The organism is Pseudoclavibacter caeni (assembly GCF_008831125.1).
Classification (GTDB): Bacteria; Actinomycetota; Actinomycetes; order Actinomycetales; family Microbacteriaceae; genus Pseudoclavibacter_A; species Pseudoclavibacter_A caeni.
This window is the reverse complement of the sequence record NZ_WBKA01000004.1, coordinates 85,724-111,207: the sequence shown is the minus strand read 5'-3', so window position 1 is coordinate 111,207 and position 25,484 is coordinate 85,724. Positions and strand designations below refer to the sequence as shown.

Sequence of the window (25,484 nt, the reverse complement as noted above, 5' to 3'; positions counted from 1 at the left end):
GTGCCGTGCCGGCGACGTCAGTCGAGCCGCATCCGCTCCCGCCACCAGGCGGCCAGGGCGGCGAGCCGACCGGCGTTGCGCTCGCGGGCGCGGGCGGGGTCGGCGTCGTCGGTGGCGACGTCGAGGTAGATCTTCAGCTTCGGCTCGGTGCCGGAGGGGCGCACGATCACGCGCGAGCCGTCGGCGAGCCGGTAGCGGAGGATGTCCGCCGGGGGCAGCCCGTCGATGCCCTCGGCGAGGTCGTCCGACGCGGTCACGGCGACGCCCGCGATCTCGGTGAGCGGGTGCGCGCGCAGCTCGGCGGTCGCCTGCGCGATCGTCGCCACGTCGGCCACGCGGATCGCGACCTGGTCGCTCGCCGCGGCACCGTAGCGGGTGGCGATGTCGTCCAGCGCGTCGGCGACCGTGCGGCCCTCGCCGCGCAGTCGGGCGGCCAGCAGCAGGAACAGCCCCGCGGCGGAGACGCCGTCCTTGTCGCGCACGAGCTCCGGGTCGACCAGGTAGCCGAGCGCCTCCTCGTAGCCGAAGATGAGGTCGGGCACGCGGTTGACGTACTTGAAGCCGGTGAGGGTCTCGACGTGGGTGACGCCGTGGGCCTCGGCGATGTGGCCGATGAGCGGGCTGGAGACGAGCGAGTTCGCGATCGCCCCGGGCTCGCCCGGGGTGTGTCCGGCGGCGATGAGCTCGCCGAGCAGCCAGCCCACCTCGTTGCCGGTCAGGCGGCGCCACCCGGCCTCGCTCGTCGCGTCCGGGATGCCGACGGCGAGCCGGTCGGCGTCCGGGTCGTTGGCGATGACCAGATCGGCGTGCACCTCCCGGGCCCGGGCGAAGGCGAGATCCATCGCGCCGGGCTCCTCGGGGTTCGGGAACGGCGTGGTGGGGAAGTCCGGGTCGGGGCTGATCTGCTCGGGCACGATCACCGGCTCCGGCAGCCCCAGCCGGGCGAACAGCCGCTGGGCGACCTCCCAGCCCACGCCGTGCATGGCCGTGTAGACGAAGGTGAGCCCCGCGGGGTCGACCTGCGGCGCGCGGGCCGCCACCGCCTGGGCCGTGCGGTCGACGTACGCGTCGATCACGTCCTCGCCGAGCACCCGGTAGGCCTGGGAGCGGGGCAGCTGGTCGACGGTGAAGTCGCGGGAGATCTGGTCGATGTGCGCGGCGATGAGTCGGTCGGCGGGGCTGATGATCTGCGAGCCGGCGTCGATGCCGCCGAGGTACACCTTGTAGCCGTTGTCTCGGCCCGGGTTGTGGCTCGCGGTGACCATCACGGCGGCCGAGGCGTCGAGGTGCCGCAGCACGAAGGCGGTCACCGGGGTCGGCAGCGCGCGGGGCAGCAGCAGCGCGTCGACGCCGGCGGCCTGGGCGAGCTCCGCGGTGTCGCGGGCGAACACCGCACTGTTGTGGCGACCGTCATAGCCGATCACGAGCGTGGGGCGCGCCCCGTCGGCGTGCTCGACGAGATAGGAGGCGAGCCCCGCGGCGGCCTGGGCGACGAGCACCCGGTTCATCCGCGCGGGCCCCGGGCCCATCTCGCCGCGGAGGCCGGCGGTGCCGAAGGCGATGCGGCGGTCGAACGCGCGGTGCAGTTCGGCGACGGCGTCGACGTCCCCGGCGGTCGCGGCCTCGACGGCGAGGTCCAGCTGCTTGGACGTGACCGGGTCCGGGTCCTGGTCGCGCCAGGCGCGGGCTCGGTCGAGGAGCGCGGCGAGCTCCTCGCTCGCGGCGTTCGGCGCGGTGTTCTCAGCGGTCATGCGATCTTCTCCATCAGGTCGGCGAGCAGTTCGGCCAGCATCGGCGCGGCGTTCCGGCCGGTGGCCAGTACCTCGGCGTGACTCAGCGGCGCGGCCTCGCCCGACGCGTCCTCGGCCGGCGCGCAGCCGGCGGCGGCGTTGGTCACCAGCGACAAGCCTAGGACGTCGAGTCCCAGGGCGCGAGCCGCGACGGTCTCGAGCGCGGTGGACATGCCCACCAGGTCGGCGCCGAGTGCGCGGGCCATGCGCACCTCGGCGGGGGTCTCGTACTGGGGGCCGCGGAACTGCGCGTACACGCCCTCGGGCAGCTCCGGGCGGACCTCGCGGGCGAGCGCGCGCAGCCGGGGCGCGTAGGCGTCTGACATCGACACGAACCTGGGGCCGCACAGTGGCGAGATCCCTGTGAGGTTGATGTGATCGGCGATGAGCACCGGCGTGCCGGGGCGCAGCCGGGGGGTCGTGCTGCCGCAGCCGTTCGTGAGCACGAGCGTGCGGGCGCCGAGCGCGGCCGCCGTGCGCACCCCGTGCACCACGGCGTCCACGCCACGCCCCTCATACAGGTGGGTGCGGGCGGCGATCTGCAGCAGGACGCGGCCGTCGGCGAGGCGGGAGACGGCGAGCGTCCCCGCGTGCCCGGGCACGCCCGAGGCGTGGAAGCCGGGCACGTCGCCGGCGTCGAGGGTGACGAGCGTCTCGCCGAGGCGCGACGCGGCGGCGCCCCAGCCGGAGCCGAGCACCACGGCCGCGGCCACGCGGTCGACGCCGGCAGCCCGGCGGATGCGGTCGGCGGCGGCCCGGGCCAGCGCGGCCCCATCGTCGGTCGCGCCCGCCGCGGGCGGGGCGGGCGTGGCCGGGGCGTCGGGCGTCCGGGGGACGGGTACCGGGGCGTCCGCGGCGGGTGAGGTCGGGGCGCTCGCGGTCGGTTCGAGGGAGTCGGGGGAAGCTGCCATACTGATAACGATAGAAGACGCCTCGCGAAGGAGAGCACGGATGGCATACGAGTTCGGTGACAGGCACGATCTGGTGGTCATCGGCGGCGGTCCGGGCGGATACGAGGCGGCGCTCACGGGCGCCCAGCTCGGGGCGAACGTGACGCTCATCGAGCGCAACGGGGTCGGCGGCTCCGCGGTGCTCACCGACGTCGTCCCGTCGAAGGCGCTCATCGCGGTGGCCGAGGCGGCCACGCAGGCGGCGAACGCCCAGCGGCTCGGCGTCGAGATCCTCGCCCCGGGCACCGACGAGGTGATCACCCCCGACTACCGCATCGATCTTGGCACCGTCAACCGCCGACTGCTCGAGCTCGCCCGCCAGCAGAGCCTCGACATGGCCGCGACGCTCGAGAAGCAGGGCGTGCGCATCGTCGAGGGCACCGGCCGGCTGCTCAACCACCACGCGGTGGCCGCGGATCTCGGCAACGGCGAGGTCGCCGAGTTCCACGCCGACACCACGGTGGTCAGCGTCGGCGCCCACCCGCGCAAGCTGCCCAGCGCCATGCCCGACGGGGAGCGCATCCTCACGTGGACCCAGCTGTACCACTTGGAGCAGCTGCCCGAGCACCTCATCGTCGTCGGCTCCGGCGTCACCGGCGCCGAGTTCGCCAGCGCGTTTCGCCACCTCGGCAGCGAGGTGACGCTCATCTCGAGCCGCGACCGGGTGCTGCCCGGGCAGGACGAGGACGCCGCGCGGGTGATCGAGGAGGTCTTCCTGCGCGAGGGGATGCACGTGCTGTCGAAGTCGCGCGCCGAGAGCGTCGTGCGCGAGGGCGACGAGGTCGTGGTGACCCTCTCCGACGGCACCACCGTCGTCGGCAGCCACTGCCTGATGGCCGTCGGGTCGATCCCGAACACCGCGGGGCTCGGCCTCGAGGGCGCGCGCGTGCAGACCACGGCGAACGGGCACATCAAGGTCAACCGGGTGGCGCGCACCTCGGTGCCAGAGATCTACGCGGCCGGTGACTGCACCGACTTCTTCCCGCTGGCGAGCGTGGCGAACATGCAGGGACGCACGGCCGTCTACCACGCGCTCGGGGACGCCGCGCAGCCGATCAAACTGCGCAACGTCGCCTCCAACATCTTCACCTCCCCGGAGATCGCCTCGGTCGGCTGGACGCAGTCGCAGATCGAGGAGGGCCTCGCGCAGGGCGTCATCTACAAGTACCCGCTCGAGGAGAACCCCCGGGCGAAGATGCAGAACATCACCGACGGCTTCGTGAAGCTCTTCGCGCGCACGCAGTCGGGCACCGTCATCGGCGGCGTCGTCGTCGCGCCAAAGGCCAGCGAGCTCATCTTCCCGCTCGCGCTCGCCGTCGAGCAGCGGCTGACCGTCGACCAGGTGGCCAACGCGTTCGCGGTCTATCCGTCGCTGACCGGGGCGATCACCGATGCGGCCCGAGCGCTGCACATGCTGAAGGGCTGACGGCGGGCCTGCGCCGCCCAGGCAGGTGGCACCGTCGACCTCGTCGGGGCACGGGCCGCACGTCGCGGTGGGGGCGGGCGTGCGGGGCTCGGATGCGGTTCCTGACGACGGCTCGGCAGCGGCGGTCTCCGACGGTGTGTCGCCGGGAATGCCCATGCCGCGGCAATGGTTGCAGCGACACATGAAGCGGATCGCATTCCTCTCGTTCGGCCACTGGCAGGACTCCCCGTACTCTCCCGTGCGCACTGGCGGTGACGCCCTGCGCCAGTCGATCGAGCTCGCGCAGACGGCCGAGGAGATCGGCGTCGACGGCGCCTTCTTCCGCGTGCACCACTTCGCCCGGCAGCTCGGCTCCCCGTTCCCGCTGCTCGCGGCGATCGGCGCCACCACGACCCGCATCGAGATCGGCACGGGCGTGATCGACATGCGCTACGAGAACCCCCGGCACATGGCCGAGGATGCCGCAGCGGCCGACCTGATCGCCGCCGGCCGCCTGCAGCTCGGCGTGAGCCGGGGGTCCCCTGAGCAGGTCGTCGACGGCTTCCGGCACTTCGGCCACGTGCCCGAGCCGGACGACCCCGACGGCGCCCGGATGGCCCGGGAGGCCACGGCACGATTCCTCACGGCGATCGACGGGGAGCGGTTCGCCGAGCCGAGCCCGCACCCCATGTTCCCGAACCCGGGTGGCCTGCTCGGCGTGGAGCCGCAGACGCCCGGGCTGCGCCGCCGGATCTGGTGGGGTGCCGGCAGCCGCCGCACCGCCGAGTGGACGGCGGCTCAGGGCATGAACCTGATGAGCTCGACGCTGCTGACCGAGGACACCGGCGTGCCGCTGCACGTGCTGCAGGCCGAGCAGATCCGCCGCTTCCGGGCGGCGTGGCGCGAGGCCGGCTGGGCGTGGGAGCCCCGCGTGTCCGTCAGTCGCAGCATCATGCCGATCACCACCGACCTGGACCGCCGGCTCTGGGCCAACCGCAACGACAGCCAGGACACCGTCGGGTTCATCGACGACCACACGGTCGCCCGGTTCGGGCGCAGCTACGCCGACGAGCCCGACCGGCTCGTCGAGCAGCTCGCCGACGACGAGGCGATCGCGGAGGCCGACACGCTCATGCTCACCGTGCCGAGCACGCTGGGCGTGGAGTACAACGTCCATCTGCTGCGCGGCGTGCTCGAGGACGTCGCCCCGGGGGTCGGCTGGCGGTGACGACCCGCGTCACTCGTCGGCGACGCGCAGCAGCACGTGCCCGGCGGGCACCGTCTCGCCGAGCGGGGCGTCGAGATCGCGGACGATCCCGGCCCGCTCGGCGGTGATCGGCTGCTCCATCTTCATCGCCTCGAGCACGACGAGCAGGTCGCCCTCGAGCACGTGCTGGCCCTCGGTCACGGCGACCTTGACGACGCTCGCCTGCATCGGGGTGGTGGCCGTGCCCGACCCGCTGCCGGCGACGTCCTGCGGATGCACCCGGCGGCGCGGGGCGGGCCGGCTCGCCGTGCCCCAGTCGCCCTTGACGAGCACGTCCGGCACCGTCACCTCGATGCGGCGGCCGTCGACCTCGAGCACGACGGCGCTGCGCGCGGCGAACACGGAGTCGTCGGCGTCCGGCGTGCCGCTCCAGGCGGGGATGCGGTTGTCGAAGTCGTTCTCGATCCACGTGGTGTGCACGCGCAGGTCGCCGTCGGCGGCGACGAAGTCCGGCTCGTCGACGACCGCCCGGTGGAAGGGCAGCGCGGTGGCGAGCCCGGTGATCTCGAACTCGGCCAGCGCCCGCCGGCTGCGCTCGAGCGCCTGCTGCCGGTCGGCGCCGGTGATGATGACCTTCGCCAGCAGCGAGTCGAACGCGCCGGAGACGACGTCGCCGGCCTGCACGCCGGAGTCGACGCGCACGCCGGGCCCGCCGCACTCGTGGTAGGTGGCGATGCGCCCCGGCGCGGGCAGGAAGTGGTTGCCCGGATCCTCGCCGTTGATGCGGAACTCGAAGGCGTGGCCGACCGGCACGGGGTCGGGGTAGTCGAGCACGCCGCCCTCGGCGATGCGGAACTGCTCGCGCACGAGGTCGATGCCGGTCACCTGCTCGGAGACCGGGTGCTCGACCTGCAGGCGGGTGTTGACCTCGAGGAACGACACCGTGCCGTCCTGACCGATCAGGAACTCGCAGGTGCCCGCCCCCGTGTAGCCGGCCTCGCGCAGGATCGCCTTCGAGGCGCGCACGAGCCGGTCGTGCTGGTCGTCGGTGAGGAAGGGGGCGGGGGCCTCCTCGACGAGCTTCTGGTTGCGCCGCTGCAGCGAGCAGTCGCGGGTGCTCACCACGACGACGTTGCCGTGCGCGTCGGCGAGGCACTGGGTCTCCACGTGCCGGGGACGCTGCAGGAACTTCTCCACGAAGCACTCGCCCCGTCCGAACGCGGCGATCGCCTCGCGGGTCGCGGAGTCGTAGAGGGTCGGGATCTCGTCCAGCGTGTGCGCGACCTTCAGGCCCCGGCCGCCGCCGCCGAAGGCCGCCTTGATCGCGACGGGCAGGCCGACCCGCTCGGCGAAGGCGACCACTTCGTCCGCGCCGGCGACCGGGTCGCTCGTGCCCGGGGCGAGCGGCGCGCCGACCCGCTCGGCGATGTGTCGTGCCGAGACCTTGTCGCCGAGCTCGCGGATCGCCGCCGGGGAGGGGCCGATCCAGACCAGCCCCACGTCGATGACGGCCTGGGCGAAGTCGGCGTTCTCGGAGAGGAACCCGTAGCCCGGGTGCACCGCGTCGGCGCCGGCGCGGCGGGCCACCGACAGCAGCTTCTCGATGGAGAGGTAGGTGTCGGCCGCGCTGTCGCCGCCGAGCGCGTACGCCTCGTCGGCGAGCCGGGTGTGCACGGCGTCGATGTCCTGGTCGGCGTACACGGCCACGGAGGCGATGCCCGCGTCCCGCGCCGCCCGGATCACCCGGACGGCGATCTCGCCGCGGTTGGCGACGAGGACCTTCGTGATGCGTCGGGGCGTGACGGTCTGGGGCGCAGTGCTCATAGTTTTCCACCCTAGGGGCGCCGTCGTGCGCGGCCGTGGTGACCCCGCCACAAAAACCCGCGGTGGGGTTGCACGCACTCCCACAATGTCCGCCGCGCGGGCAGGGCAGGTCGGGCGGACCCGATCAGCGGTTCCAGAGCCGGGGCCAGGCGACGCCCAGCTCGCCGGCGAGCCGTCGCACCACGGGCACGGAGAGGCCGATCACGCAGCTCGGCGCACCCGACACCGCGGTGATGAACGCCTGCCCCAGCCCGTCGACGGTGAACGAGCCGGCCACCTCCAGCGGCTCCCCGGTGGCCACGTACGCGTCGATCTCGGCGTCCGAGATGTCGCCGAAGGCGACCTCGGCACGGTCGACGGCGCCCACCTCGGCGACGATGCGGCCGCCACGCCAGGCGATGAGCCAGTGACCGGAGTGCAGCGCCCCGGTGCACCCGCGCATGCGGCGGATGCGCTCGCGGGCGACCTCGGGCGTGTGCGGCTTGCCGAGGGCCGCCCCGTCGAGCTCGAACAGCGAGTCGCCGCCGAGCACGAGGCCGTCGATGTCGCGCATCCGCCGGCCGGAGACGGTGCGCCGGGCGCCGTCGTCGGCGAGCACCGCGCGGGCCTTCGCACGGGCGAGCGCCTGCACGAGCCGGGCCGTGCGCGTGGCGGGGTCGCCCGCGGGCAGGGCGCGGCCGACCGCGTCCTCGTCGACGTGACTGGCGATCCGCTCCGGCTCGATCCCCGCGGCGCGCAGCGTCGCGAGGCGCGCGGGCGAGGTGGAGGCGAGCACGAGCGGCACAGTGGCGGCGGCCGGGCGGCTAGAGTCGGTGTCGTGCATGAACCAGACCTTCCCATCAGCGATCGCGGCGACGGCCGCGAGATCGACCTCGATGTTACCGGCGTCGCCCACCAGGGCGTGTTCGTCGCTCGCCACGAGGGTCGGGTGGTCTTCGTCCCCGACGCGATCCCGGGCGAGCGGGTGCGCGCCCGCATCGTCGAGGAGCGCCGGCGCTTCGCCCGCGCGGTGGCCCTCGAGGTGCTCGAGGCGTCGCCGGACCGTCGCCCCCACGTGCTGCCCGAGGGCGGCATCGACCGGGCCCCGGGACAGCGGGCGGGCAGCGCCGACTTCGGCCACATCGCGCTGCCCCGGCAGCGCGAGCTCAAGGCGACGGTGCTCGCCGACGCGCTGACCCGCATCGGGCGGTTCGACGCCGCCGAGGTCGCCGGCTGGCGCCTCGCCGTCTCCCCGGTGGGCGCCGAGGCGGGGCGGGACGCGACCGACCGGCCCGGTCTCGACATCACCGCCCGGCCGGGCCGCCGCTGGCGCACCCGCGAGACCCTGCACGTCGACGACGCGGGACGCTGCGGGCCGTATGCCGCCCGCAGCCACACGGTCGTCCCGGTCGCCGGGCTGCCGCTGGCCGTCGACGAGCTCGAGGAGCTCGGCGCGCACCGCCGCCCCTGGCCGGGGCACGAGCGGGTGCAGCTCGTCATCGACGAGGCCGCGCCGTTCGACGCCCCGGGCCGGGCCCGCGTCATCGTCGACGGCGGGCGCGGCCGCACCGTCCTGCGCCGCGTGCACGGCGTGGACTTCGCCGTCGACGAGGCCGGGTTCTGGCAGGTGCACCGGGACGCGCCCGCCACGCTCGTCGACACGGTCGCCGGGCTCGTCGACGTCGACCGCATCGACGCCGACGCCCCGCACCTGGACCTCTACGGTGGGGTGGGGCTGTTCGCCGTGTGGCTCGCCCGCGCCGGGCTCGCGGTGACCACCGTCGAGGCCGACGCCCGCGCCAGCGAGCTAGCCGCCCGCAACGCCGCCTCGCTCGGCCGGGTCGATGCCCGCTGCGAGCCGGCCGAGCGGTTCCTGCGCCGCGAGGCGCAGCAGGCCCCGGCGGGCATGTACGCCCGCTCGCTCGTGGTGCTCGACCCGCCCCGCTCCGGCGCCGGCCGTCGGGCGATCGCGGATCTCGTGCGGCTCGCCCCCGCGCAGGTGATCTATGTCGCCTGCGATCCCGTGGCGCTGGTCCGGGACGCCCGGCTGCTCGTCGACGCCGGGTGGCGACTCGACCGCCTGCGCGCGTTCGACCTGTTCCCGCACAGCCACCACTTCGAGACGGTGGCCTCGTTCGTGCGCTGATTGCGCCGTGAGCGGACGGCCCGGGGACGCGGCCGGTCGCGTCCCCGGGCGCCGCTAGGCTGGCGGGCATGGATGCTCGACGCTTCAGTGCCGGCCTCGGCCGCATCATGCTCCGCGCGCAGCCGCTGTTGACGGTCGTGCTGCCGCTGTGGTTCTTCTTCGGCGGCGGGCTGCAGGCGCCGGAGGGCTGGCAGGTCGTGGTGCTCGCGTTCGGCGCCCCGTTCCTCGCCGTGGCGCTCATCGCCCTGCTCGTCCTGGTGCTCGTGCGCCCGGGGCGACCGCGCGGTCGGGTCGACGGCGTGGACGCCGCGCTGTTCCTCGTCGTCGACGTCCTCGTGATCGTCGCCTCGACGTTCGGCGCGGTGGACTGGCCCCGGGCGGTGCTGCTCGTGATCGGGCTGGTGGTGACCCTGTGGATCGCGATCGCCCGGCTCATGACGGCGGGGCGGCGCTCCCTCGACGACCTCGCCGGGAGCTGGCGGGCGCGCACCGAGATCACCGCCGAGCCGGTCGACGGCGGCGAGTACACCGTCATCGAGATCGACGAGGACGCCGACGACGCCCCGGAGGGCGACCGGCGGCGCTGAGCGAGAGGCGGCTCGAGGGTGGCACGGCAGGCAGAGCGTCGAGTTGCTGGCTGCAGCCCTGCCGGCCAGGGCCGGGGCGGCTAGTACAGCTGCCGGTCGCGCCGGGCGACGCGCTCGCGCTCCCGCCAGGCGGGGTCCGGCTCATGGACCTGCTCGGCGCGGCGGCGCTGCTCGCGGTGACGCTCCCGCTCGGCCACGCTGAGGGCCACGGCGATCGCCGAGAGGTCCTCCGGGGTCGGGCTGCCGGCGCGCACCTCGAGATGCGCGAGGTACTCCTCGGGGCGGTGCGCCTCGAGCTCGTCGGCCTCCGCGGCTGCCGGGGAGATGACGGGCTGGCGACCCGTGTCGCGGGGGTCGCTCGTCGTGCCGGTCACAGCGGGATGTTCCCGTGCTTCTTGGCGGGGCGATTGTCGCGCTTGGTGCGCAGCACCCGCAGAGCCCTGGTGATCTCGACGCGGGTGGCCGCCGGCTCGATCACCCCGTCGAGCTCGCCGCGCTCGGCGGCGAGGAACGGGCTGGCCACGCTGTAGGTGTACTCGTCGGCGAGCCGCCTGCGCAGCGTCTCCACGTCCTCGCCCCGCTCGGCGGCCTCGGCCAGCTGGTGGCGGTAGAGGATGTTGACCGCGCCCTGGCCGCCCATCACGGCGATCTCCGCGGTCGGCCAGGCGAGGTTGATGTCGGCGCCCATCGACTTCGAGCCCATCACGATGTACGCCCCGCCGTATGCCTTGCGGGTGATCACGGTGATCAGCGGCACCGTCGCGTCGGCGTAGGCGTACAGCAGCTTCGCGCCGCGGCGGATGACCCCGGACCACTCCTGGTCGGTGCCGGGCAGGTACCCGGGCACGTCCACGAGGGTGATGATCGGGATGGAGAACGCGTCGCAGAAGCGCACGAACCGGGCCGCCTTCTCCCCGGCGTCGATGTTGAGCGTTCCCGCCATCGCGGCCGGCTGGTTGGCGATCACGCCGACCGAGCGGCCCTCGACGCGGCCGAAGCCGATGACGATGTTCGGCGCGAACAGCGCCTGCACCTCGAGGAACTCGCCGTCGTCGAGGACCGTGCGGATGACGGTCTTCATGTCATACGGCTGGGTGGTCGAGTCCGGCACGAGCCGGTCGAGCCGGCGGTCGGCGTCGGTGATCTCCAGCTGCGTGCTGGAGGCGTACACGGGCGGGTCGTTGAGGTTGTTGTCCGGCAGGTAGCTCAGCAGGGTGCGCGCGTAGTCGATCGCGTCGTCCTCGTCCTGGGCCAGGTAGTGGGAGACGCCGGAGACCTTGTTGTGCGTGCGGGCACCGCCGAGCTCGTCGAAGGAGACCTCCTCGCCGGTGACCGTCTTGATCACGTCCGGGCCGGTGACGAACATGTGGCTGGTCTTGTCGACCATGATCACGAAGTCGGTCAGGGCGGGGGAGTACACGGCGCCGCCGGCGGCCGGGCCGAGCACGATCGAGATCTGGGGGATGACCCCGCTCGACTTCGTGTTGAGGCGGAAGATCTCGCCGTACTTCGACAGGGCGATCACGCCCTCCTGGATGCGGGCACCGCCCGAGTCGAGGATGCCGATGATCGGGATGCCCGTCTTGAGCGCCAGCTCCATGATCCGCACGATCTTCTCGCCGGCGACCTCGCCGAGCGAGCCGCCGAAGACGGTGAAGTCCTGGCTGTAGACGGCGACCCGGCGGCCGTGGATCGTGCCGGTGCCCACCACGACCGAGTCGCCATAGGGGCGCTTCTCCGCCATGCCGAACGCGTGGGTGCGATGACGCACGAAGGCGTCCAGCTCGACGAACGAGCCGGGATCGAGCAGCTGGTCGATCCGCTCCCGGGCAGACTGCTTGCCGCGCCGGTGCTGCTTCGCCCGGGCCTGGGCCTCGGGTGCCTCGATCGCCTCGCGGCGACGGTCCATCAGGTCGTCGATGCGGCCGGCCGTGGTCTCCGGCGCCCGCTGGGCGCCCGTGGAGTCGTTCGCTGTCACAGAGTCTCCTCGCACTCGATCGTCGACGAGTCTATCGACGGGGTGCGGGCGGCGGCCTGTAGCGGATGTGCAAGCCCGTCCCGGGGACTTTGTGGCATTCCGGCAGCCGGCGCGGTCGCGGTAGGATGCCGCCATGCCCTACCCCGAGGCCGCCCGGATCTGCCCCGAGCTCGTCGATCTGGATCACACGGGATCGACCAACGACGTGCTCGCCGGCCTCGTGCGGGACCGCGTCGCCGCAGGGCGTCCCCCGCGTCCGCTGACGACGGTCGTCACGCTTGACCAGCGCGCCGGCCACGGCCGGCTCGACCGTGGCTGGACGACCCCGCGCGGGCGGGCGCTGGCTGTCTCGACCCTGCTCGCGGTGCCCGCCGATCGGCTCGCCGCGTTGCCCTGGGCGTCGCTGGTCAGCGGCCTCGCCTGCCGGCGCGCGCTCGCCGCGGCCGGGGTGGAGGCCACGATCAAGTGGCCCAACGACCTGCTCGTCTCCGGGGCGAAGATCACCGGCATCCTCGCCCGGCTCGTGACCGCCAGACCGGTCGACGGCGCGCTGCCGCTCGTCGTCGGCTTCGGGATCAACCTCGCCCAGACCGAGGCCGACCTCGCCGCTGCGGGACTGCCCGCCGGACGGGCGACCTCGGTTGCGCTCGCCGGCGGCGACCCCGACCCCGACCGCCTGCTGGCGGCCCTGCTCGGCGAGCTCGACGCACTATGGACGCGGGCGGTCGCCGACCCGGCCGGGCTCGCCGCGGTGACCGCCGCGGTCGCCGCGTCCTGCGACACGATCGGGCGCGCGGTGCGGGTCGAGCTGCCCGACGGCGCCGCGCTGTATGGCACGGCGATCGGCCTGTGCCGCGACGGCCGGCTGCGGGTGCGCGACGTCGCCGGCGACGTCCACGAGCTCGCCGCCGGCGACGTGACGCATGTGCGCGCGGCGGATCGCTAGGCTCGGAGGCATGGACGACGTGGAGGACGCGCCGCGCGCGCCGGTGCGGCTGCGGCCACGCGCGGCGCGGCTGTTCTGGCCGGTGGCGCTCGTGTGGGCCGCGGCCTGGCTGGTGCCGCAGCACTGGAACGCGGACGGCGGGGCCGGCCGGTCGGCGCTGGTCGCGCTCGTGGGGTTCGCCGTGCTGCTGCTCGCGGTGTCCTGGCTGCGCTGGTGGACGACGGTGTGCACCGTGGACGCCTGGGCCGTGACGCTGCGGCGAGGGGTGCTCCGCCGCAGCGAGCAGGCGGTGCCGCTCGCCGCGATCACCGGGGTGACGGTGCATCGCGGCGTGCTGCAGCGGTTCTGGGGCAGTGGACACGTCGACGTGCGCGCCGGCGCGACCACGCTGCGGCTGCCGCGGATGCCGGCCCCCACGCTGCTGCAGACGGCGCTGCTGGCCGGCGCCGCCCGGGCTGCCGGCCGCCCGCTGCTCGCGGGCCCCGGGGCCGTGGTGACGGAGTCCGGTGAGCGGACCGAGGAGAGGAACGGACGATGACGAGAAGAGAGCGGGTGCACGAGCGATGACGTTGCGCGTGGGAGTGATCGGGGCCGGACAGCTGGCGCGGATGATGACGCCGGCGGCGGTGGAGCTGGACATCGACCTCAGGGTCTTCGCGGAGGCGGCGGGCGCCTCCGCGTCGCTCGTGACGACGGTGGTCGGCGACCACGTCGACGCCGAGCAGGTGCTCGCGTTCGCCCGGGACGTCGACGTGATCACCTTCGATCACGAGCACGTGCCCCAGACGGTGCTCGCCCGGCTCGAGGCCGACGGCGTGGCCGTGCGACCCGGCCCGGCGGCGCTCCGCCACGCGCAGGACAAGCTCGTGATGCGTCGGCGGGTGGCCGAGCTCGGCCTCGGCCAGCCGGACTGGGCCGCCGCGTCCGACGCCGCGGGCGTGGCCGCGTTCCTCGCCGCGCACGGCGGCCGGGCGATCGTGAAGACGCCGCGGGGTGGCTACGACGGTCACGGGGTGCGCTTGGTCACCGCCGCCGACCAGGTCGCCGACTGGCTCGCCGACGACGTGCTCGCCGCCGTGGGCGGGGAGCTGCTGCTCGAGGAGGCCGTCGACTTCCGCCGCGAGCTGTCGCAGCAGATCGCCCGCCGCCCCTCCGGGCAGACGGCGCTGTGGCCGCTGGTCGCCTCCGAGCAGGTCGACGGCGTGTGCGCGGAGGTCATCGCCCCGGCGCCCGACACCACGCCGGCGGTCGCCGAGCAGGCCGCCCGCATCGCCATGACGCTCGCCGAGCGTCTCGACGTCACCGGCGTGCTCGCCGTCGAGCTGTTCGAGACGCCGGACGGCCGCGTGCTCGTCAACGAGCTGGCGATGCGCCCGCACAACTCCGGGCACTGGAACGTCGACGGCACGGTCACCGGCCAGTTCGAGCAGCACCTGCGCGCCGTGCTCGACCTGCCGCTCGGCGCGACCGACCCGATCGCCCCGTGCACCGTCATGGTCAACGTGCTCGGCGGCCACGACGGGGTCGAGCACGAGTCTGACCTGCGCGCGGCGCTCGCCGCGGTGCCAGAGGCGAAGGTGCACTGGTACGGCAAGACGTACCGCCCCGGGCGCAAGGTCGGGCATGTGAACGTCAGCGGCGACGATCCGGCGCAGGTGCGGGCCCGCGCCCGTCAGGCGGCGCGACTGCTCGGCTCCGAGGTCGTCGACAGACTCTCCGTGTAGGCTCGGGTGACATGTCTGACCTCACCACCGCATCGCATCCCGACACCCGCCCCGACCCGACGCCCGGCACCGGCGGCGACGTCGCCCGGGTGGGGGTCGTCATGGGATCGGACTCCGACTGGCCGACGATGGCGAAGGCCGTCGAGGCGCTCGACCGCTTCGGCGTCGCCCACGAGGTGGAGGTCGTCTCCGCGCACCGCACGCCCCGCCGGCTGATGGAGTACGGCTCCGAGGCCGCTGGGCGCGGGCTGCGGGCCATCATCGCCGGCGCCGGCGGCGCAGCCCACCTGCCCGGCATGCTCGCCGCCGTCACCGAGCTGCCGGTCATCGGCGTCCCCGTGCCGCTCAAGCGCCTCGACGGGCTCGACTCGCTGCTGTCGATCGTGCAGATGCCCGCGGGCATCCCGGTCGCCACTGTCGCGATCGGCAACGCGTTCAACGCGGGCCTGCTGGCCGTGCGCATCCTCGGCGCCGGCGACCCGGTGCTGCGCCGGGCGCTGCGGGAGTACGCCGCGGAGCTGGAGGAGCTCGTCGCCGAGAAGAACCTGCGGCTGCGAGACCGGCTCGCCTGACCGCATGAGCTACAAGACCCCGCTGCGCACCCCTGACCAGCGCGACGAGCCGCTCATGCGCCGGCGCGCCTGGTGGCTCGTCGTGCTCGGCCTCGTGCTGCCGGGGCTGCCGCAGCTGCTCACCGGGCGCCGCCGGCTCGGCCGGATCGGGCTCATCGCGTGGCTCGGCGGCATCGCCGCGGTCGTCGCCGTGTGGCTGTGGGCGCGCGCCGACACGGCGGCCGCGGCCACCGTCCTGCTCGACCCGTGGGCACTCCTCGGCATCGAGGCGGTCCTGGTGGCCTGGACGGCGCTGTGGCTCGTCCTCGTCGTCGACACGTTCCGCACCGCCCGGCTGGGCCGGGTGCGGGTGCGCTCCCGGGTGGCCATCTCGCTGGTCACCGTCGTCGCCCTCGTCGCCGGGGTGGCCGGGGCGGCCGTGGGCGTGATGGACCTCAACGCGGCCCGCAGCGCGCTCGGCGGCGTCTTCGGCGGCAGCGGGCGCCTCGAGGCGGTCGACGGACGCTACAACTTCGTCCTCCTCGGTGCCGACGCCGGCGCCGGGCGCGAGGGCATGCGGCCGGACTCGATCTCGGTGGTGAGCGTCGACGCGAAGACCGGCCAGGCCGCGATCATCGGGATCCCCCGTGACATGCACCCGGTGCGGCTGCCCACGAGCTCGCCGCTGCACGGGGTGTACCCGAAGAGCTGGAAGGCCAACGGCGGCTACACCTACGCGTCGCAGGTGAACCGGAGCGTGTACTCCGGCATCGACGACGACACCGGCTTCACCCAGGGCATCCAGGCGATGAAGGACATCGCCTCGGGCGTCACCGGACTCACGGTGTCGTACTACGTGCTCATCGACATGAGCGGTTTCGCACAGATGGTCGACGCGCTGGGCGGCATCGACATCGACGTGCCCGAGCACCTGGACTTCGTCGACGGCTCTGACGAGCACCACGTCTACCACGGGTCGGTCGAGGCCGGCTGGCAGCACATGGACGGCGAGACCGCGCTGTGGTACGCGCGTAGTCGCAAGACGACGAGCGACTGGGATCGCATGAAGCGGCAGCGGCAGGTCCAGGAGGCGCTGATCCAGCAGTTCACGCCCGCGACCCTGCTGACGAAGTTCCAGGCGATCGCCGAGGCGAGCCCCGAGTTCGTCAACACTGACATCCCCCGCGACTCGGTCGGCACGCTCGTCGCCCTCGCGAACCGCACGCGCACGCAGACGATCAACACACTGGAGCTCACCCCGCCCGAGTTCGCCGAGAGCAACCTCGACTGGACCGAGGTGGACGCGGCGGTCGAGGACGTGATCAGCCGCTCGAAGGGGGAAGAGTAGCGCCGTCGGAGCGTGCGACGGCATCGGGGACGGGGTGCGGGCGCCGGGAGTGAGGCGTCGCGGCTAGGCCAGGGCCCGGTGAATGTCCCAGACGGTCCGGGCGGAGTCGTCCCAGTCGAACGAGCGGGCCCGGTCCGCGCCCTCCTGGGCGAGTCGTGCGGCGCGCTCCTCGTCACCGGTGACGGCGCGCAGCGCGTCGACGAGCTCGTCGACCGCGGACCGGCCGTCGACGTCCACGCTCAGGCCGGCGTTGCCGGTGATCTCGAGCAGGCCATCGGTGCTGGGGTAGATGATCGGCGTGCGCGCGGCCATCGCGTCCAGCAGCGGCAGGCCCAGCGAGTCGTCGTCGCCGAAGTAGACGAGCCCGAGCGCCGCCGTGTTCAGCAGCGCGAGCACGTCGTCCTCGACCTCGCCGACGAGCTGCACGCGGTCGGGGCCGAGCCCGGCCTCGGCGATCAGGCGGGACGCGGGGACCTGCCCGGGCTGCTGGCGCCCCACGAGAAGCAGCGGGACGGTCACCTTGCTGCGGGCCAGGGCGGAGAGGACCAGCCGCAGGGCGGCCTCGGTCTCCGAGGCGAACGCGAGCAGGAACCGCTCCGGCAGGCCCAGCGCGCGCAGCCGGGGCTCGAAGGGCTCGCTGGCGATCAGTCGTCGGGTGGGGGCGACCGGGACGATGTGCACCCGGTTGCCGAGATCGGTGCGCTCGTCGAGGAGGTCGGCGACGCCGTGGTGGCTGACGACCACCGCGTCCGCATGTCGCTCCGCCAGGGTGAGCATCCGCCCGAACCGGGCGCGGGCGCGGCGGGAGAGCCGCTCCGGGGCCGTCCAGAAGGCGGTGGAGTGCAGGGTGACGACCGTGTGCACCCCGGGCTCGAGCAGGCGGTTGTGCGAGAACAGTGGGGCGAGCATCGTCGGCGAGTGCGTGGCGCCGTCGGAGAGCATCCGCGGCGGGATGCCGAGGTTCCAGGCGAGGGCGAGCTGGCCGGAGGTCGCCGGCAGCGCGGCGAGGTCGGTCAGCGTGGGCAGCTGGGTCCGCAGCCGGTCGACGCTTTCCGCGGGGTGGGATGCGATCACGCCGGTGACGCGGTCGTCCGCGTCGGCCGTGCGCACGAGCGCGCGGGCGAGCTCCGCGGTGTACCGGGTGACGCCGGTCGGCGCCGTGTCGAAGAGGTTGTCCACGATCACGCGCAGGTGGGTCATGTGCACTGCTCCTCAGAGGTGGGCTCGGGCGGATGGGCGGGGAGGACCGCGATCAGGCCCGGCGCGCCTCCGGATGCCGGACGCACCAGCCTGACCACGCGCTGGTGACGATGTCGGCCAGGTCGTGCGAGGCGTGCCAGCCGAGGACGCGGCCGACGCGCGAGCTGTCGGCGATGAGCTGCGGCGGGTCGCCCGCGCGACGTCCCCGCACCTCGGGGACGAGATCGCTGCCGGTGACTCGGAGGATCTCGTTGACGACCTGCCGGACGCTGTAGCCGGTTCCTGTGCCGATGTTGAGGGTCGACTCCTCGAGCGGGCCCTCGTGCAGTCGGTCGAGCGCGGCCAGATGCGCGTCGGCCAGGTCGTAGACGTGGATGTAGTCGCGCACGCAGGTGCCATCCGCGGTCGGGTAGTCGTCGCCGAAGATGAGCGGCGCCTCGCCGCGGGTGATCCGCTCGAACACCATGGGCACGAGGTTCAGCACCGCGGGGTCGCCGAGGTCTTCCCACCCGGCGCCGGCGACGTTGAAGTAGCGCAGCTTCGCCGCGCGGAGGCCGTGGGCGCGGGCGGCCGCGTCGATGAGCCACTCGCCGGCGAACTTCGTCTGCCCGTACGGGTTGATCGGGCGGCAGTGATAGTCCTCCGTGACGACCGGCACGTCCGGCTCGCCGTACACCGCGGCGGAGGAGGAGAAGACGACCGAGGGCACGCCAGCGTCGACCATCGCGCCGAGCACGTTGTTCAGCCCGTCGAGGTTCTGCCGGTAGTACCACAGCGGGCGCTCCATCGACTCGCCCACCTGCTTCTTGGCGGCGAAGTGGATCACGGCCTCCACGTGCTCGTCGCGCATGAGCGCGGCCAGCCGGTCGCGCGCGTCGGGCGCGGCGATGTCGAACTGCTCGAGCCGGGCGTCGCCGACGCGGTCGGCGTCGCCGGTGGAGAGATCGTCGACCACGATCACGCGCTCGTCGCGCTCCTGCAGCAGGCGCACGACGTGCGCGCCGATGTATCCGGCTCCGCCGGTGACCAGTGTGCTCATGGAGTACAACTATACCGATGCGGCGCTCGCGGCGGCATCCACGCGTCGGGACGGGGCCGACTTGACGCCGGGGAATCACACGAGTGTAATTATGGAGTCGGCCGCGCCTGTGGATCGCGGTTCGGCGAGATCCCACGGAGACCTGTTCGCGAGCACGAGAGGCAGCGCATGCGAGACAACCGGCTGACCGCCGTCCCGGACGACTGGTTCGACGACCCCGTGCTGCGCGGCGTGGCCGGCCTCGAGGCCCCGGAGGCTGCTGAGGACGGGTTCGACTGGCAGGCCGAGGCCCTGTGCGCCCAGACCGATCCGGAGGCCTTCTTCCCGGAGAAGGGCGGCTCGACCCGGGACGCGAAGCGGATCTGCCAGTCCTGCGCCGTGCGCGCCCAGTGCCTTGAGTATGCTCTTGAGAATGATGAGCGATTCGGCATATGGGGTGGTCTCAGCGAGCGGGAGCGGCGGAAGCTGCGCCGCCGCGCCGTCTGAGGGCGGCAGTCGTCGATGAGCGCTCGCGTCTTCGCCGTCGTCGTCGCCCACAACGGCGCCCGGGCGCTGGCCGACACCCTCGCCAGCCTGCGTCGGCAGACGCGGCCGGTGCCGGTCATCGTCGTCGACACGGCCTCCACGGATGACTCCGTCGCGGTCGCGCGCGCCGGCGGCGTCGACTATCTCGTGCGCACCGGTGAGGACACCCCGTTCGGCGCCGCCGTGGACGCCGCGGTCACCGCGGTGCTGCCCGACCTCGCCGCCGACGACTGGCTGTGGCTGCTGCACGACGACAGCTCGCCGGAGCCCGACGCCCTCGCCGAGCTCGTCGCCGAGCAGGAGCGCTCGCCCAGCGCGCTCGTGCTGGGGCCGAAGCTCGTGGTGGCCGGCCAGCCCGAAACGATCGATGAGTTCGGCCTGACCATGACCCCGCGCGGCGAGCGGATCAGCCCCGCGGCGGGCGAGCTCGACCAGGCGCAGTTCGACACGCAGTCCGACGTGCTCGCGGTCGGCACCGCGGGGATGCTCGTGCAGGGCGGCCTGTGGCGCCGGCTGGGCGGGCTCGACCGGTCGCTCGCGTTCAGCGACGACGGCCTCGACTTCGGTGTCCGCGCCCGGCTGGCCGGCGCCCGTGTGGTCACCGTGCCGAGGGCGCGCGTGCGGCATGGCCGACTCAGCGAGCGGGGCACCGCTCAGCAGGCGCGCACCCGTCGACCGAGTTACCGGGATGTGCGCTGGGCCCAGCTGTACCGCAGGCTCGGCTATGCCACCCGCGGGCAGGCGATGCTGCTGTGGCTGCTCCTCCCCCTGCTCGCGCTCGGGCGCAGCGTGGCGCATCTGTTCGAGAAACGTCCCGGGCTCATCGGCGGCGAGTGGGCGGCGACGCTGTCCATCCTCGGCGACGCCGGCCTCGTGCGGGCGCATCGTCGGGCCATCCGCGACACGACGATCGCCCCGTGGTCGACGCTCGAGCCGCTGCTGGTCTCCGCCGGCAGCGTGAGCCGACTGCGCGCGGGGCAGCGCGAGGAGGCGCTGTTCTCCGAGCCTGACCAGGAGGTCGAGGACCCGGCGCCGTTCTGGACCACGAAGGCGCCGCTGGTCGCTCTCGCACTGTGGGGCCTCGACGCGCTGCTGTGGTGGCGACTGATCGCGGTCGGCGCGGTCTCCGGGGGCGAGGCCCGGCCGCTGCCCGACGACTGGTGGGCGGCGATCGGCGACCTGTTCGCCGGTCACCGGATCGGCGCGCTGGACGCGACGCTCGCGACCGATCCCACGGCGATGGTCTGGACGCTCCTGTCGACCCTGACCTTCTGGCATCCCTCGAGCATCGTCGTGATCCTCATGCTCACCGCGCTGCCGCTGGCCTTCATGGCCGGCTGGCACGCGCTGCGCACGCTGACCGGCAGCGCACGGGTGCGCACCGTCGGCGGCCTGCTGTGGGCGCTGCAGCCGGTGCTGCTCCAGGCGCTCGCCGAGGGCGCGGTGGACACCGTGCTCCTGCACCTCACCCTGCCGCTCGCGGTCGGCGGACTGCTCGGCGTGCTCGACCGGCACGCGGGGCGGCAGCGCCGCCTCGGCCGGGCAGCGGCGACCGGGCTGTGGCTCGCGGTCGTCTCCGCCTGCTCGCCGGTCGCCTGGCTGCTCGCGGTCGTCGTCGCGCTCGTCATGGCCGTGTGGCGGGCGCCGGTGCGACGGACGCTGTGGGCGATGCTGCTGCCGAGCGTCGCGCTGTGGGTGGCGCCGGTGCGCGACGCGGCGGTCACCGGAGACTGGGCGGGGCTGCTCGTGGTCGGTGACGGCCTGCGCCAGCGCGGCGCGGACGACGTGCTGCAGGCGGTGCTCCCCGGGGTCACCGGAGACCTCTGGCGCACGCTCGTCCCGGCGCTCGCCGACCGCCCGACGCTGACGACGCTGCTCGCCCTCGGATCCGGTGCGCTGCTCGTGGTCCTCGCCCTGCTCGGGCTGCTCTCCGCCCGCTGGCGTCGCGCCCTCGTCGGGGTCGGGGTCTTCGCCGCGGCCACCGTCGCGGCCCTGGCCGTCCTGGCGGTGCCGGTGGCCTCGCGCGCCACTGGAGGACTCGCCCTTGACGTGACCGGGCTCGTCGATCTCGGCGCGCTCGGGCTGGTCGTCGCCGCGTCCGCGACGTCCGGCGCGGTGCACGGCGGGCGGGTGCTGAGCGCGGTGCTCGTCGTCGCCGTCGGCACGGTCGGCGCGGTCCCCGGGGCGGTCGCGCTGCTCGGCCACGGGGCGGTCGCCCCGGTCGACGCCGCCGCGCCCGCGCTCGTCACCGCCGAGGAGCGTGCCGAGCCCGGAGCCCGCGTGCTCGACATCGTGGTGAACGCCGACGGGTCGCTGGATGCGACCGTCGTGCCGGCTCGGCTCTACGGCACGATGCAGGCCCGGCACCGGCAGGTCGACGCGGCGCGCACGCGTGACGTGGGCCGGGAGGCGACCGAGACGGTCGTGGCCAATCTGGTCAGCTTCAGCGGCTACGAGCCGGACGAGGCGCTGGCCGATCTGGGCGTGCGCTTCGTGCTGCTGCGCGGCGCGGACAGCACCGTGGACGTGCAGGACACGGTGTCGGTGCTCGACGCGAACGCCGCGCTGGAGCCGGCGGGCACGAGCGACGCCGGCCGGCTGTGGCGCACTGATCGGACGGCCTCCGCCGAGGCCGCCGGCGGCGTGTGGTGGGCGCCGGCGCTCGGTCTGGTCGCCCTGCTGTTCTTCGGTCTGCTCGCCCTGCCCATCGCGCGTGATCGCGACGGGGAGGGCGCATCGGCCGCGCTGACACTGCTGGACGGGGATGATCGATCATGACCGAGGAGTTCACGCCGCGGCCTGAGCCGCAGGAGCCCGGGGCCGCAGCCGGGGGCCGCGGTCGCGCCGCCGGCCGGGTGCTCGCCGGGATCGGTCGCGCCGGTCTGGCCATCGCCGCCGTCGTGCTGCTCGCCGCCGGCGGCTGGGCCGTGTCCGCCTGGTACCCGGGCGTGCTGGCGGATCTCAGCCGCACGGCCAGCTCGGTGGTGCCGGACGCGGTGGAGAGCACGCGGGTGTGCGCGACCGGGCTGCGCACAGGCGGCTCGATGACGAGTCTGGACGCCGGCACGGCGACCGGCGCCGGGGACCTCGCGGCGAGCTCCGCGACGACAGTGACGGTGCAGCGCCTCGGCCAGCAGGCCGGGCAGGTGCAGGGCGCGGCCGACGGGGTGTTCGTGGGCGGGCTCGACGACGCGACGATCGTGCGCACCGGCGACGCGGACGCCGAGGGCGGGCTCGCCGGCGTGAGCGCCCAGCGGGTGGACGCCGGACAGGTGCGCGGGACGCTGCTGACCGGCTGCGTGAGCCCCGGCTTCGACCGGTGGATCGGCGGCGGCGCGCAGCAGACCGGCCGGTCCACGAGTGTCCGGCTCGTCAACCCCAGCGACCTCGAGGCGACCGTGACCCTCACCGCCTACACGGGGCAGGGCCAGCTCGCCGCCGGCGCCGAGGACCTGACCGTGCCCGCCGGCGGGGAGCGCGTGCTCCCGCTGTCGGCGCTGACGACCACGGACCAGGCGCTGTTCGTGCACGTCACCGCGGTGCGCGCCCCGGTCGCGGTGTTCCTGCAGCAGACGACCACGCGCACGCTCACCCCGGGCGGCGCCGACGTGCAGGGGCCCGGCGCCGGGCCGGCCACGTCGCAGACGATCGTCGGGATGAGCGTGCAGGGCGCCGAGGCCCGGGCGCAGGTCTCCACCGAGGCGGGGTGGGAGGACACCCAGCCGGTGCTGCGCCTGCTCGCCCCGGAAGCCGGGGGGACGGCCACCGTGCACATCAGCGGGGCCGCCGAGCGTGATCTGACCGTGCCGCTCGCCGCGGGCACCGTCGTCGACTCCCCGCTGGGCGACCTGCCCGACGGCGACTACCGCATCGACATCACCGCGGACGTGCCCGTCGTGGCGGCCGCGCGGGTGACCTCGGGCGGCCGGGACGACGGCGACCTCACCTGGCTGCAGAGCGCGGAGGCGACCTCGCGGGTGCGGGTCGCCGTGCCCGACGGGGCGGAGGCGACCACGCTGCGGGTCGCCGGGGCCGCGGGCGGATCGGTGACCGTCACGGTCGACGGGGCCGAGCGCCGGCTCGATCTGGACGACGCGGGGCTGGCGAGCCTGCCGGTCTCGGCCCGGCAGGTGGTCGTCCTGACCGCGGACGACCCGGTGCGGGTGGCGCTGACGACCACGCGGGGCGGCGGCATCGCGGCCACGGCGCTCGAGAGCGTCCAGCAGGGCGGCGCGGTCGACGTGCTCGCTCGCTGACGGTCAGGCCGCCGCGGGGTCAGCGGTCGTCGCCGGACATCTCCCAGGGCTGACGGCCGGTGAGCTCGGCGAAGGCCGCGAACACGCAGTGCTCGACGGTCGCCTGCCGCTCCGTCTCGTCGGCGTCCTCCACCTCGAACCCGTAGGTGAGCGGCAGCCGGTGCAGCACGACGACGCGTCGCTCGGGCAGCACGCTCCAGCGGGGATCGTGGCCGTCGCCCGGCTCACGGGGCATGTCGCTCAGCAGCACCGTCACGTCGTCGAGCTCCGGCGCCCAGCGTCCGCGCACCCAGGCCGTCGCGCGCGCCACCTGGTCAGTGATCCGGTCGCGGCGGGAGTCCAGCGCGGGCAGCCACGGCCCGCCGACGCGGCTGCGCAGCCGGCGGTGGCGGGAACGGTGCCCGGAGCGGGAGGGGAAGGCCATGCCGGCATCCTACCCGGGGCCGGCGGGGTCGGGGCGCGGCGTCGAGCGGCTACAGTGGAGGCGACCCGAGACCCCATCCGAGGAGCACGACGCCCATGACCCATCCCGCGGCACCCATCGATCACCAGGTGCGCGATCTCGGCCTCGCCGAGGCCGGCCGCCATCAGATCCGCCTCGCCGAGCACGAGATGCCGGGGCTGATGGCGCTGCGGCGCCGGCATGCCGCCGAACGGCCGCTGCAGGGGGCGCGGATCACCGGGTCGCTGCACATGACGGTGCAGACTGCTGTGCTCATCGAGACGCTCGTCGCGCTCGGCGCGCAGGTGCGCTGGAGCTCGTGCAACATCTTCTCCACGCAGGACGAGGCCGCCGCCGCGGTCGTCGTCGGCCCCGACGGCACCCCGGATGACCCCTGCGGCGTCCCCGTCTTCGCCTGGAAGGGCGAGACCGTCGACGAGTACTGGCGGCTGCTCGGCCGCGCCTTCGACTGGTCCGGTGAGGCGGCCCGGGCGGGCGCCGACTGGATCGGGCCGAACCTGATCCTCGACGACGGCGCCGACGCCACCGCCTTCCTGCACCTCGGCGCCCGGGCCGAGCAGGTCCCGGAGGACGCCGGCCGCCCCGAGCGCCCCGGTGTCGAGGAGCAGGCCCTGTGGGCCGAGATCGACCGGATCCTCGCCGACCGGCCCGGCTGGTTCACCGGCGCGGCCGCCGGCATCATCGGCACCTCCGAGGAGACGACCACCGGCGTCCACCGGCTCGCCCATCTCGACCGGATCGGGCGGCTGCGCTGGCCGGTCATCGACGTCAACGACTCGGTCACGAAGAGCAAGTTCGACAACCGCTACGGCATCCGGCACTCCCTGCCCGACGGCCTCGACCGTGGCACGGACGTGCTCATCGGCGGCAAGGTCGCGTTCGTGTGCGGCTACGGCGACGTCGGCAAGGGTGCCGCGGAGGCGCTGCGCGGCCAGGGTGCCCGGGTCATCGTCTCCGAGATCGACCCCATCTGCGCGCTGCAGGCGGCGATGGACGGCTTCCAGGTCGCCCGGCTCGAGGACGTCGCCGGCGAGGTCGACATCCTCATCACCGCCACCGGCGACCGCGACGTCGTCACCGTGCCCGTGCTGCTCGCGCTCAAGGACCACGCGATCGTCGGCAACATCGGTCACTTCGACAACGAGATCGACATGGCCGCGCTCGAGGCGCTGCCCGGGGCGGAGCGCGTGCGCATCAAGCCGCAGGTCGACGAGTGGCGGCTGCCGAACGGCCGCAGCGTCCTCGTGCTGAGCGAGGGGCGGCTGCTGAATCTGGGCAACGCGACCGGCCACCCCAGCTTCGTGATGAGCACCTCGTTCACGAACCAGGTGCTCGCGCAGATGGAGCTGTTCGCCGCCCCCGACCGCCACGCCGTCGGCGTGCACCGGCTGCCGAAGACGCTCGACGAGCTCGTCGCCCGCCTGCATCTGGACGCGCTCGGCGTGCGGCTGACCGAGCTCACCTCGGCGCAGGCCGACTACCTCGACGTGCCCGTCGAGGGGCCGTACAAGCCGGAGCACTACCGGTACTGACCGAGGCGACCGGGCCGGCACGTGAGCCTGCGCG

22 protein-coding genes are annotated in these 25,484 nt (G+C 74.2%); 13 read left to right on the top strand and 9 right to left on the bottom strand.

Translation table 11 applies throughout. The features are described 5' to 3' along the window. Window positions 1–17 precede the first annotated feature (17 nt). Both F8O02_RS06340 and F8O02_RS06335 read right to left on the bottom strand, forming a co-directional pair. Window positions 18–1,751 carry a phospho-sugar mutase gene (locus tag F8O02_RS06340; RefSeq protein ID WP_158036409.1) on the bottom strand — a complete coding sequence of 578 codons (1,734 nt, stop codon included), beginning with the start codon at window positions 1,749–1,751 and terminating at the stop codon, window positions 18–20. Beyond that, window positions 1,748–2,701 carry a purine-nucleoside phosphorylase gene (locus F8O02_RS06335; protein WP_158036408.1) on the bottom strand — a complete coding sequence of 318 codons (954 nt, stop codon included), beginning with the start codon at window positions 2,699–2,701 and terminating at the stop codon, window positions 1,748–1,750. The genes F8O02_RS06340 and F8O02_RS06335 overlap by 4 nt, the downstream gene beginning before the upstream one ends. 40 nt (window positions 2,702–2,741) lie before the next feature. On the opposite strand from F8O02_RS06335, the gene F8O02_RS06330 reads away from it, so the two are divergent. Beyond that, window positions 2,742–4,166, top strand: a complete 1,425-nt coding sequence (locus tag F8O02_RS06330) for an NAD(P)H-quinone dehydrogenase (RefSeq protein ID WP_158036407.1) — start codon at window positions 2,742–2,744, stop codon at window positions 4,164–4,166. A gap of 181 nt (window positions 4,167–4,347) precedes the next feature. Beyond that, the gene (locus F8O02_RS06325) at window positions 4,348–5,373 is read left to right on the top strand and encodes an LLM class flavin-dependent oxidoreductase (RefSeq protein WP_158036406.1); all 1,026 of its coding nucleotides are present in this window, start codon (window positions 4,348–4,350) and stop codon (window positions 5,371–5,373) included. Window positions 5,374–5,382: 9 nt separating this feature from the next. Here F8O02_RS06325 and F8O02_RS06320 read toward each other — a convergent pair whose 3' ends face one another. Further along, the gene (locus tag F8O02_RS06320; protein ID WP_158036405.1) at window positions 5,383–7,176 is read right to left on the bottom strand and encodes an acetyl/propionyl/methylcrotonyl-CoA carboxylase subunit alpha; all 1,794 of its coding nucleotides are present in this window, start codon (window positions 7,174–7,176) and stop codon (window positions 5,383–5,385) included. A gap of 124 nt (window positions 7,177–7,300) precedes the next feature. Continuing rightward, window positions 7,301–7,999, bottom strand: a complete 699-nt coding sequence (locus F8O02_RS06315; RefSeq protein WP_158036404.1) for a Maf family protein — start codon at window positions 7,997–7,999, stop codon at window positions 7,301–7,303. Between F8O02_RS06315 and F8O02_RS06310 the strand changes: the two genes are divergently transcribed. Both F8O02_RS06310 and F8O02_RS06305 read left to right on the top strand, forming a co-directional pair. Next, window positions 7,994–9,301 (top strand): class I SAM-dependent RNA methyltransferase, encoded by a 1,308-nt coding sequence (locus tag F8O02_RS06310; RefSeq protein WP_225734148.1) that lies wholly within the window; start codon window positions 7,994–7,996, stop codon window positions 9,299–9,301. The genes F8O02_RS06315 and F8O02_RS06310 overlap by 6 nt on opposite strands. Window positions 9,302–9,369: 68 nt before the next feature. Next, window positions 9,370–9,888 (top strand): hypothetical protein, encoded by a 519-nt coding sequence (locus F8O02_RS06305; RefSeq protein WP_158036403.1) that lies wholly within the window; start codon window positions 9,370–9,372, stop codon window positions 9,886–9,888. A gap of 80 nt (window positions 9,889–9,968) precedes the next feature. Here F8O02_RS06305 and F8O02_RS06300 read toward each other — a convergent pair whose 3' ends face one another. After that, window positions 9,969–10,262, bottom strand: coding sequence for a hypothetical protein (locus tag F8O02_RS06300; RefSeq protein ID WP_158036402.1), 294 nt, complete (start codon window positions 10,260–10,262; stop codon window positions 9,969–9,971). Then, window positions 10,259–11,797 carry an acyl-CoA carboxylase subunit beta gene (locus tag F8O02_RS06295; protein WP_158036485.1) on the bottom strand — a complete coding sequence of 513 codons (1,539 nt, stop codon included), beginning with the start codon at window positions 11,795–11,797 and terminating at the stop codon, window positions 10,259–10,261. Before F8O02_RS06295 ends, F8O02_RS06300 begins: the two co-directional genes overlap by 4 nt. 202 nt (window positions 11,798–11,999) lie before the next feature. Between F8O02_RS06295 and F8O02_RS06290 the strand changes: the two genes are divergently transcribed. The 5 genes from F8O02_RS06290 (at window position 12,000) to F8O02_RS06270 (ending at window position 16,435) form a co-directional block, all read left to right on the top strand. Next, window positions 12,000–12,812 carry a biotin--[acetyl-CoA-carboxylase] ligase gene (locus F8O02_RS06290; RefSeq protein WP_158036401.1) on the top strand — a complete coding sequence of 271 codons (813 nt, stop codon included), beginning with the start codon at window positions 12,000–12,002 and terminating at the stop codon, window positions 12,810–12,812. 10 nt (window positions 12,813–12,822) lie between these two features. Next, window positions 12,823–13,350: a PH domain-containing protein gene (locus F8O02_RS06285; RefSeq protein ID WP_179416288.1), complete on the top strand. Its 528-nt coding sequence runs from the start codon at window positions 12,823–12,825 to the stop codon at window positions 13,348–13,350. A gap of 25 nt (window positions 13,351–13,375) precedes the next feature. Continuing rightward, entirely contained in the window at window positions 13,376–14,536 is a 1,161-nt protein-coding gene (locus F8O02_RS06280; RefSeq protein ID WP_158036399.1) for a 5-(carboxyamino)imidazole ribonucleotide synthase, read from the top strand. Window positions 14,537–14,637: 101 nt separating this feature from the next. Beyond that, window positions 14,638–15,108 (top strand): 5-(carboxyamino)imidazole ribonucleotide mutase, encoded by a 471-nt coding sequence (purE, locus tag F8O02_RS06275; protein ID WP_225734192.1) that lies wholly within the window; start codon window positions 14,638–14,640, stop codon window positions 15,106–15,108. Window positions 15,109–15,112: 4 nt separating this feature from the next. Further along, on the top strand, window positions 15,113–16,435 hold the full coding sequence (locus F8O02_RS06270; RefSeq protein WP_158036397.1) for an LCP family protein: 1,323 nt from the start codon (window positions 15,113–15,115) through the stop codon (window positions 16,433–16,435). A gap of 63 nt (window positions 16,436–16,498) precedes the next feature. Here the strand turns inward: F8O02_RS06270 and F8O02_RS06265 are convergent, their stop codons facing one another. Both F8O02_RS06265 and galE read right to left on the bottom strand, forming a co-directional pair. Then, window positions 16,499–17,635 carry a glycosyltransferase gene (locus tag F8O02_RS06265; protein WP_158036396.1) on the bottom strand — a complete coding sequence of 379 codons (1,137 nt, stop codon included), beginning with the start codon at window positions 17,633–17,635 and terminating at the stop codon, window positions 16,499–16,501. A 52-nt stretch (window positions 17,636–17,687) separates the two neighbouring features. Continuing rightward, on the bottom strand, window positions 17,688–18,674 hold the full coding sequence (galE, locus tag F8O02_RS06260) for a UDP-glucose 4-epimerase GalE (RefSeq protein ID WP_158036395.1): 987 nt from the start codon (window positions 18,672–18,674) through the stop codon (window positions 17,688–17,690). Window positions 18,675–18,842: 168 nt separating this feature from the next. Between galE and F8O02_RS06255 the strand changes: the two genes are divergently transcribed. From F8O02_RS06255 to F8O02_RS06245, 3 genes are read left to right on the top strand one after another with little or no spacing between them, the layout of a single operon-like run. Continuing rightward, window positions 18,843–19,160 (top strand): WhiB family transcriptional regulator, encoded by a 318-nt coding sequence (locus F8O02_RS06255; protein ID WP_158036394.1) that lies wholly within the window; start codon window positions 18,843–18,845, stop codon window positions 19,158–19,160. A 15-nt stretch (window positions 19,161–19,175) separates the two neighbouring features. After that, window positions 19,176–21,977, top strand: coding sequence for a glycosyltransferase family 2 protein (locus F8O02_RS06250; protein ID WP_158036393.1), 2,802 nt, complete (start codon window positions 19,176–19,178; stop codon window positions 21,975–21,977). After that, on the top strand, window positions 21,974–23,455 hold the full coding sequence (locus F8O02_RS06245; protein WP_158036392.1) for a DUF5719 family protein: 1,482 nt from the start codon (window positions 21,974–21,976) through the stop codon (window positions 23,453–23,455). Before F8O02_RS06250 ends, F8O02_RS06245 begins: the two co-directional genes overlap by 4 nt. A gap of 19 nt (window positions 23,456–23,474) precedes the next feature. Here F8O02_RS06245 and F8O02_RS06240 read toward each other — a convergent pair whose 3' ends face one another. Beyond that, window positions 23,475–23,879 (bottom strand): hypothetical protein, encoded by a 405-nt coding sequence (locus tag F8O02_RS06240; RefSeq protein ID WP_158036391.1) that lies wholly within the window; start codon window positions 23,877–23,879, stop codon window positions 23,475–23,477. 95 nt (window positions 23,880–23,974) lie between these two features. On the opposite strand from F8O02_RS06240, the gene ahcY reads away from it, so the two are divergent. Then, the gene (ahcY, locus tag F8O02_RS06235; protein WP_158036390.1) at window positions 23,975–25,450 is read left to right on the top strand and encodes an adenosylhomocysteinase; all 1,476 of its coding nucleotides are present in this window, start codon (window positions 23,975–23,977) and stop codon (window positions 25,448–25,450) included. The last annotated feature ends 34 nt before the right edge of the window (window positions 25,451–25,484 follow it).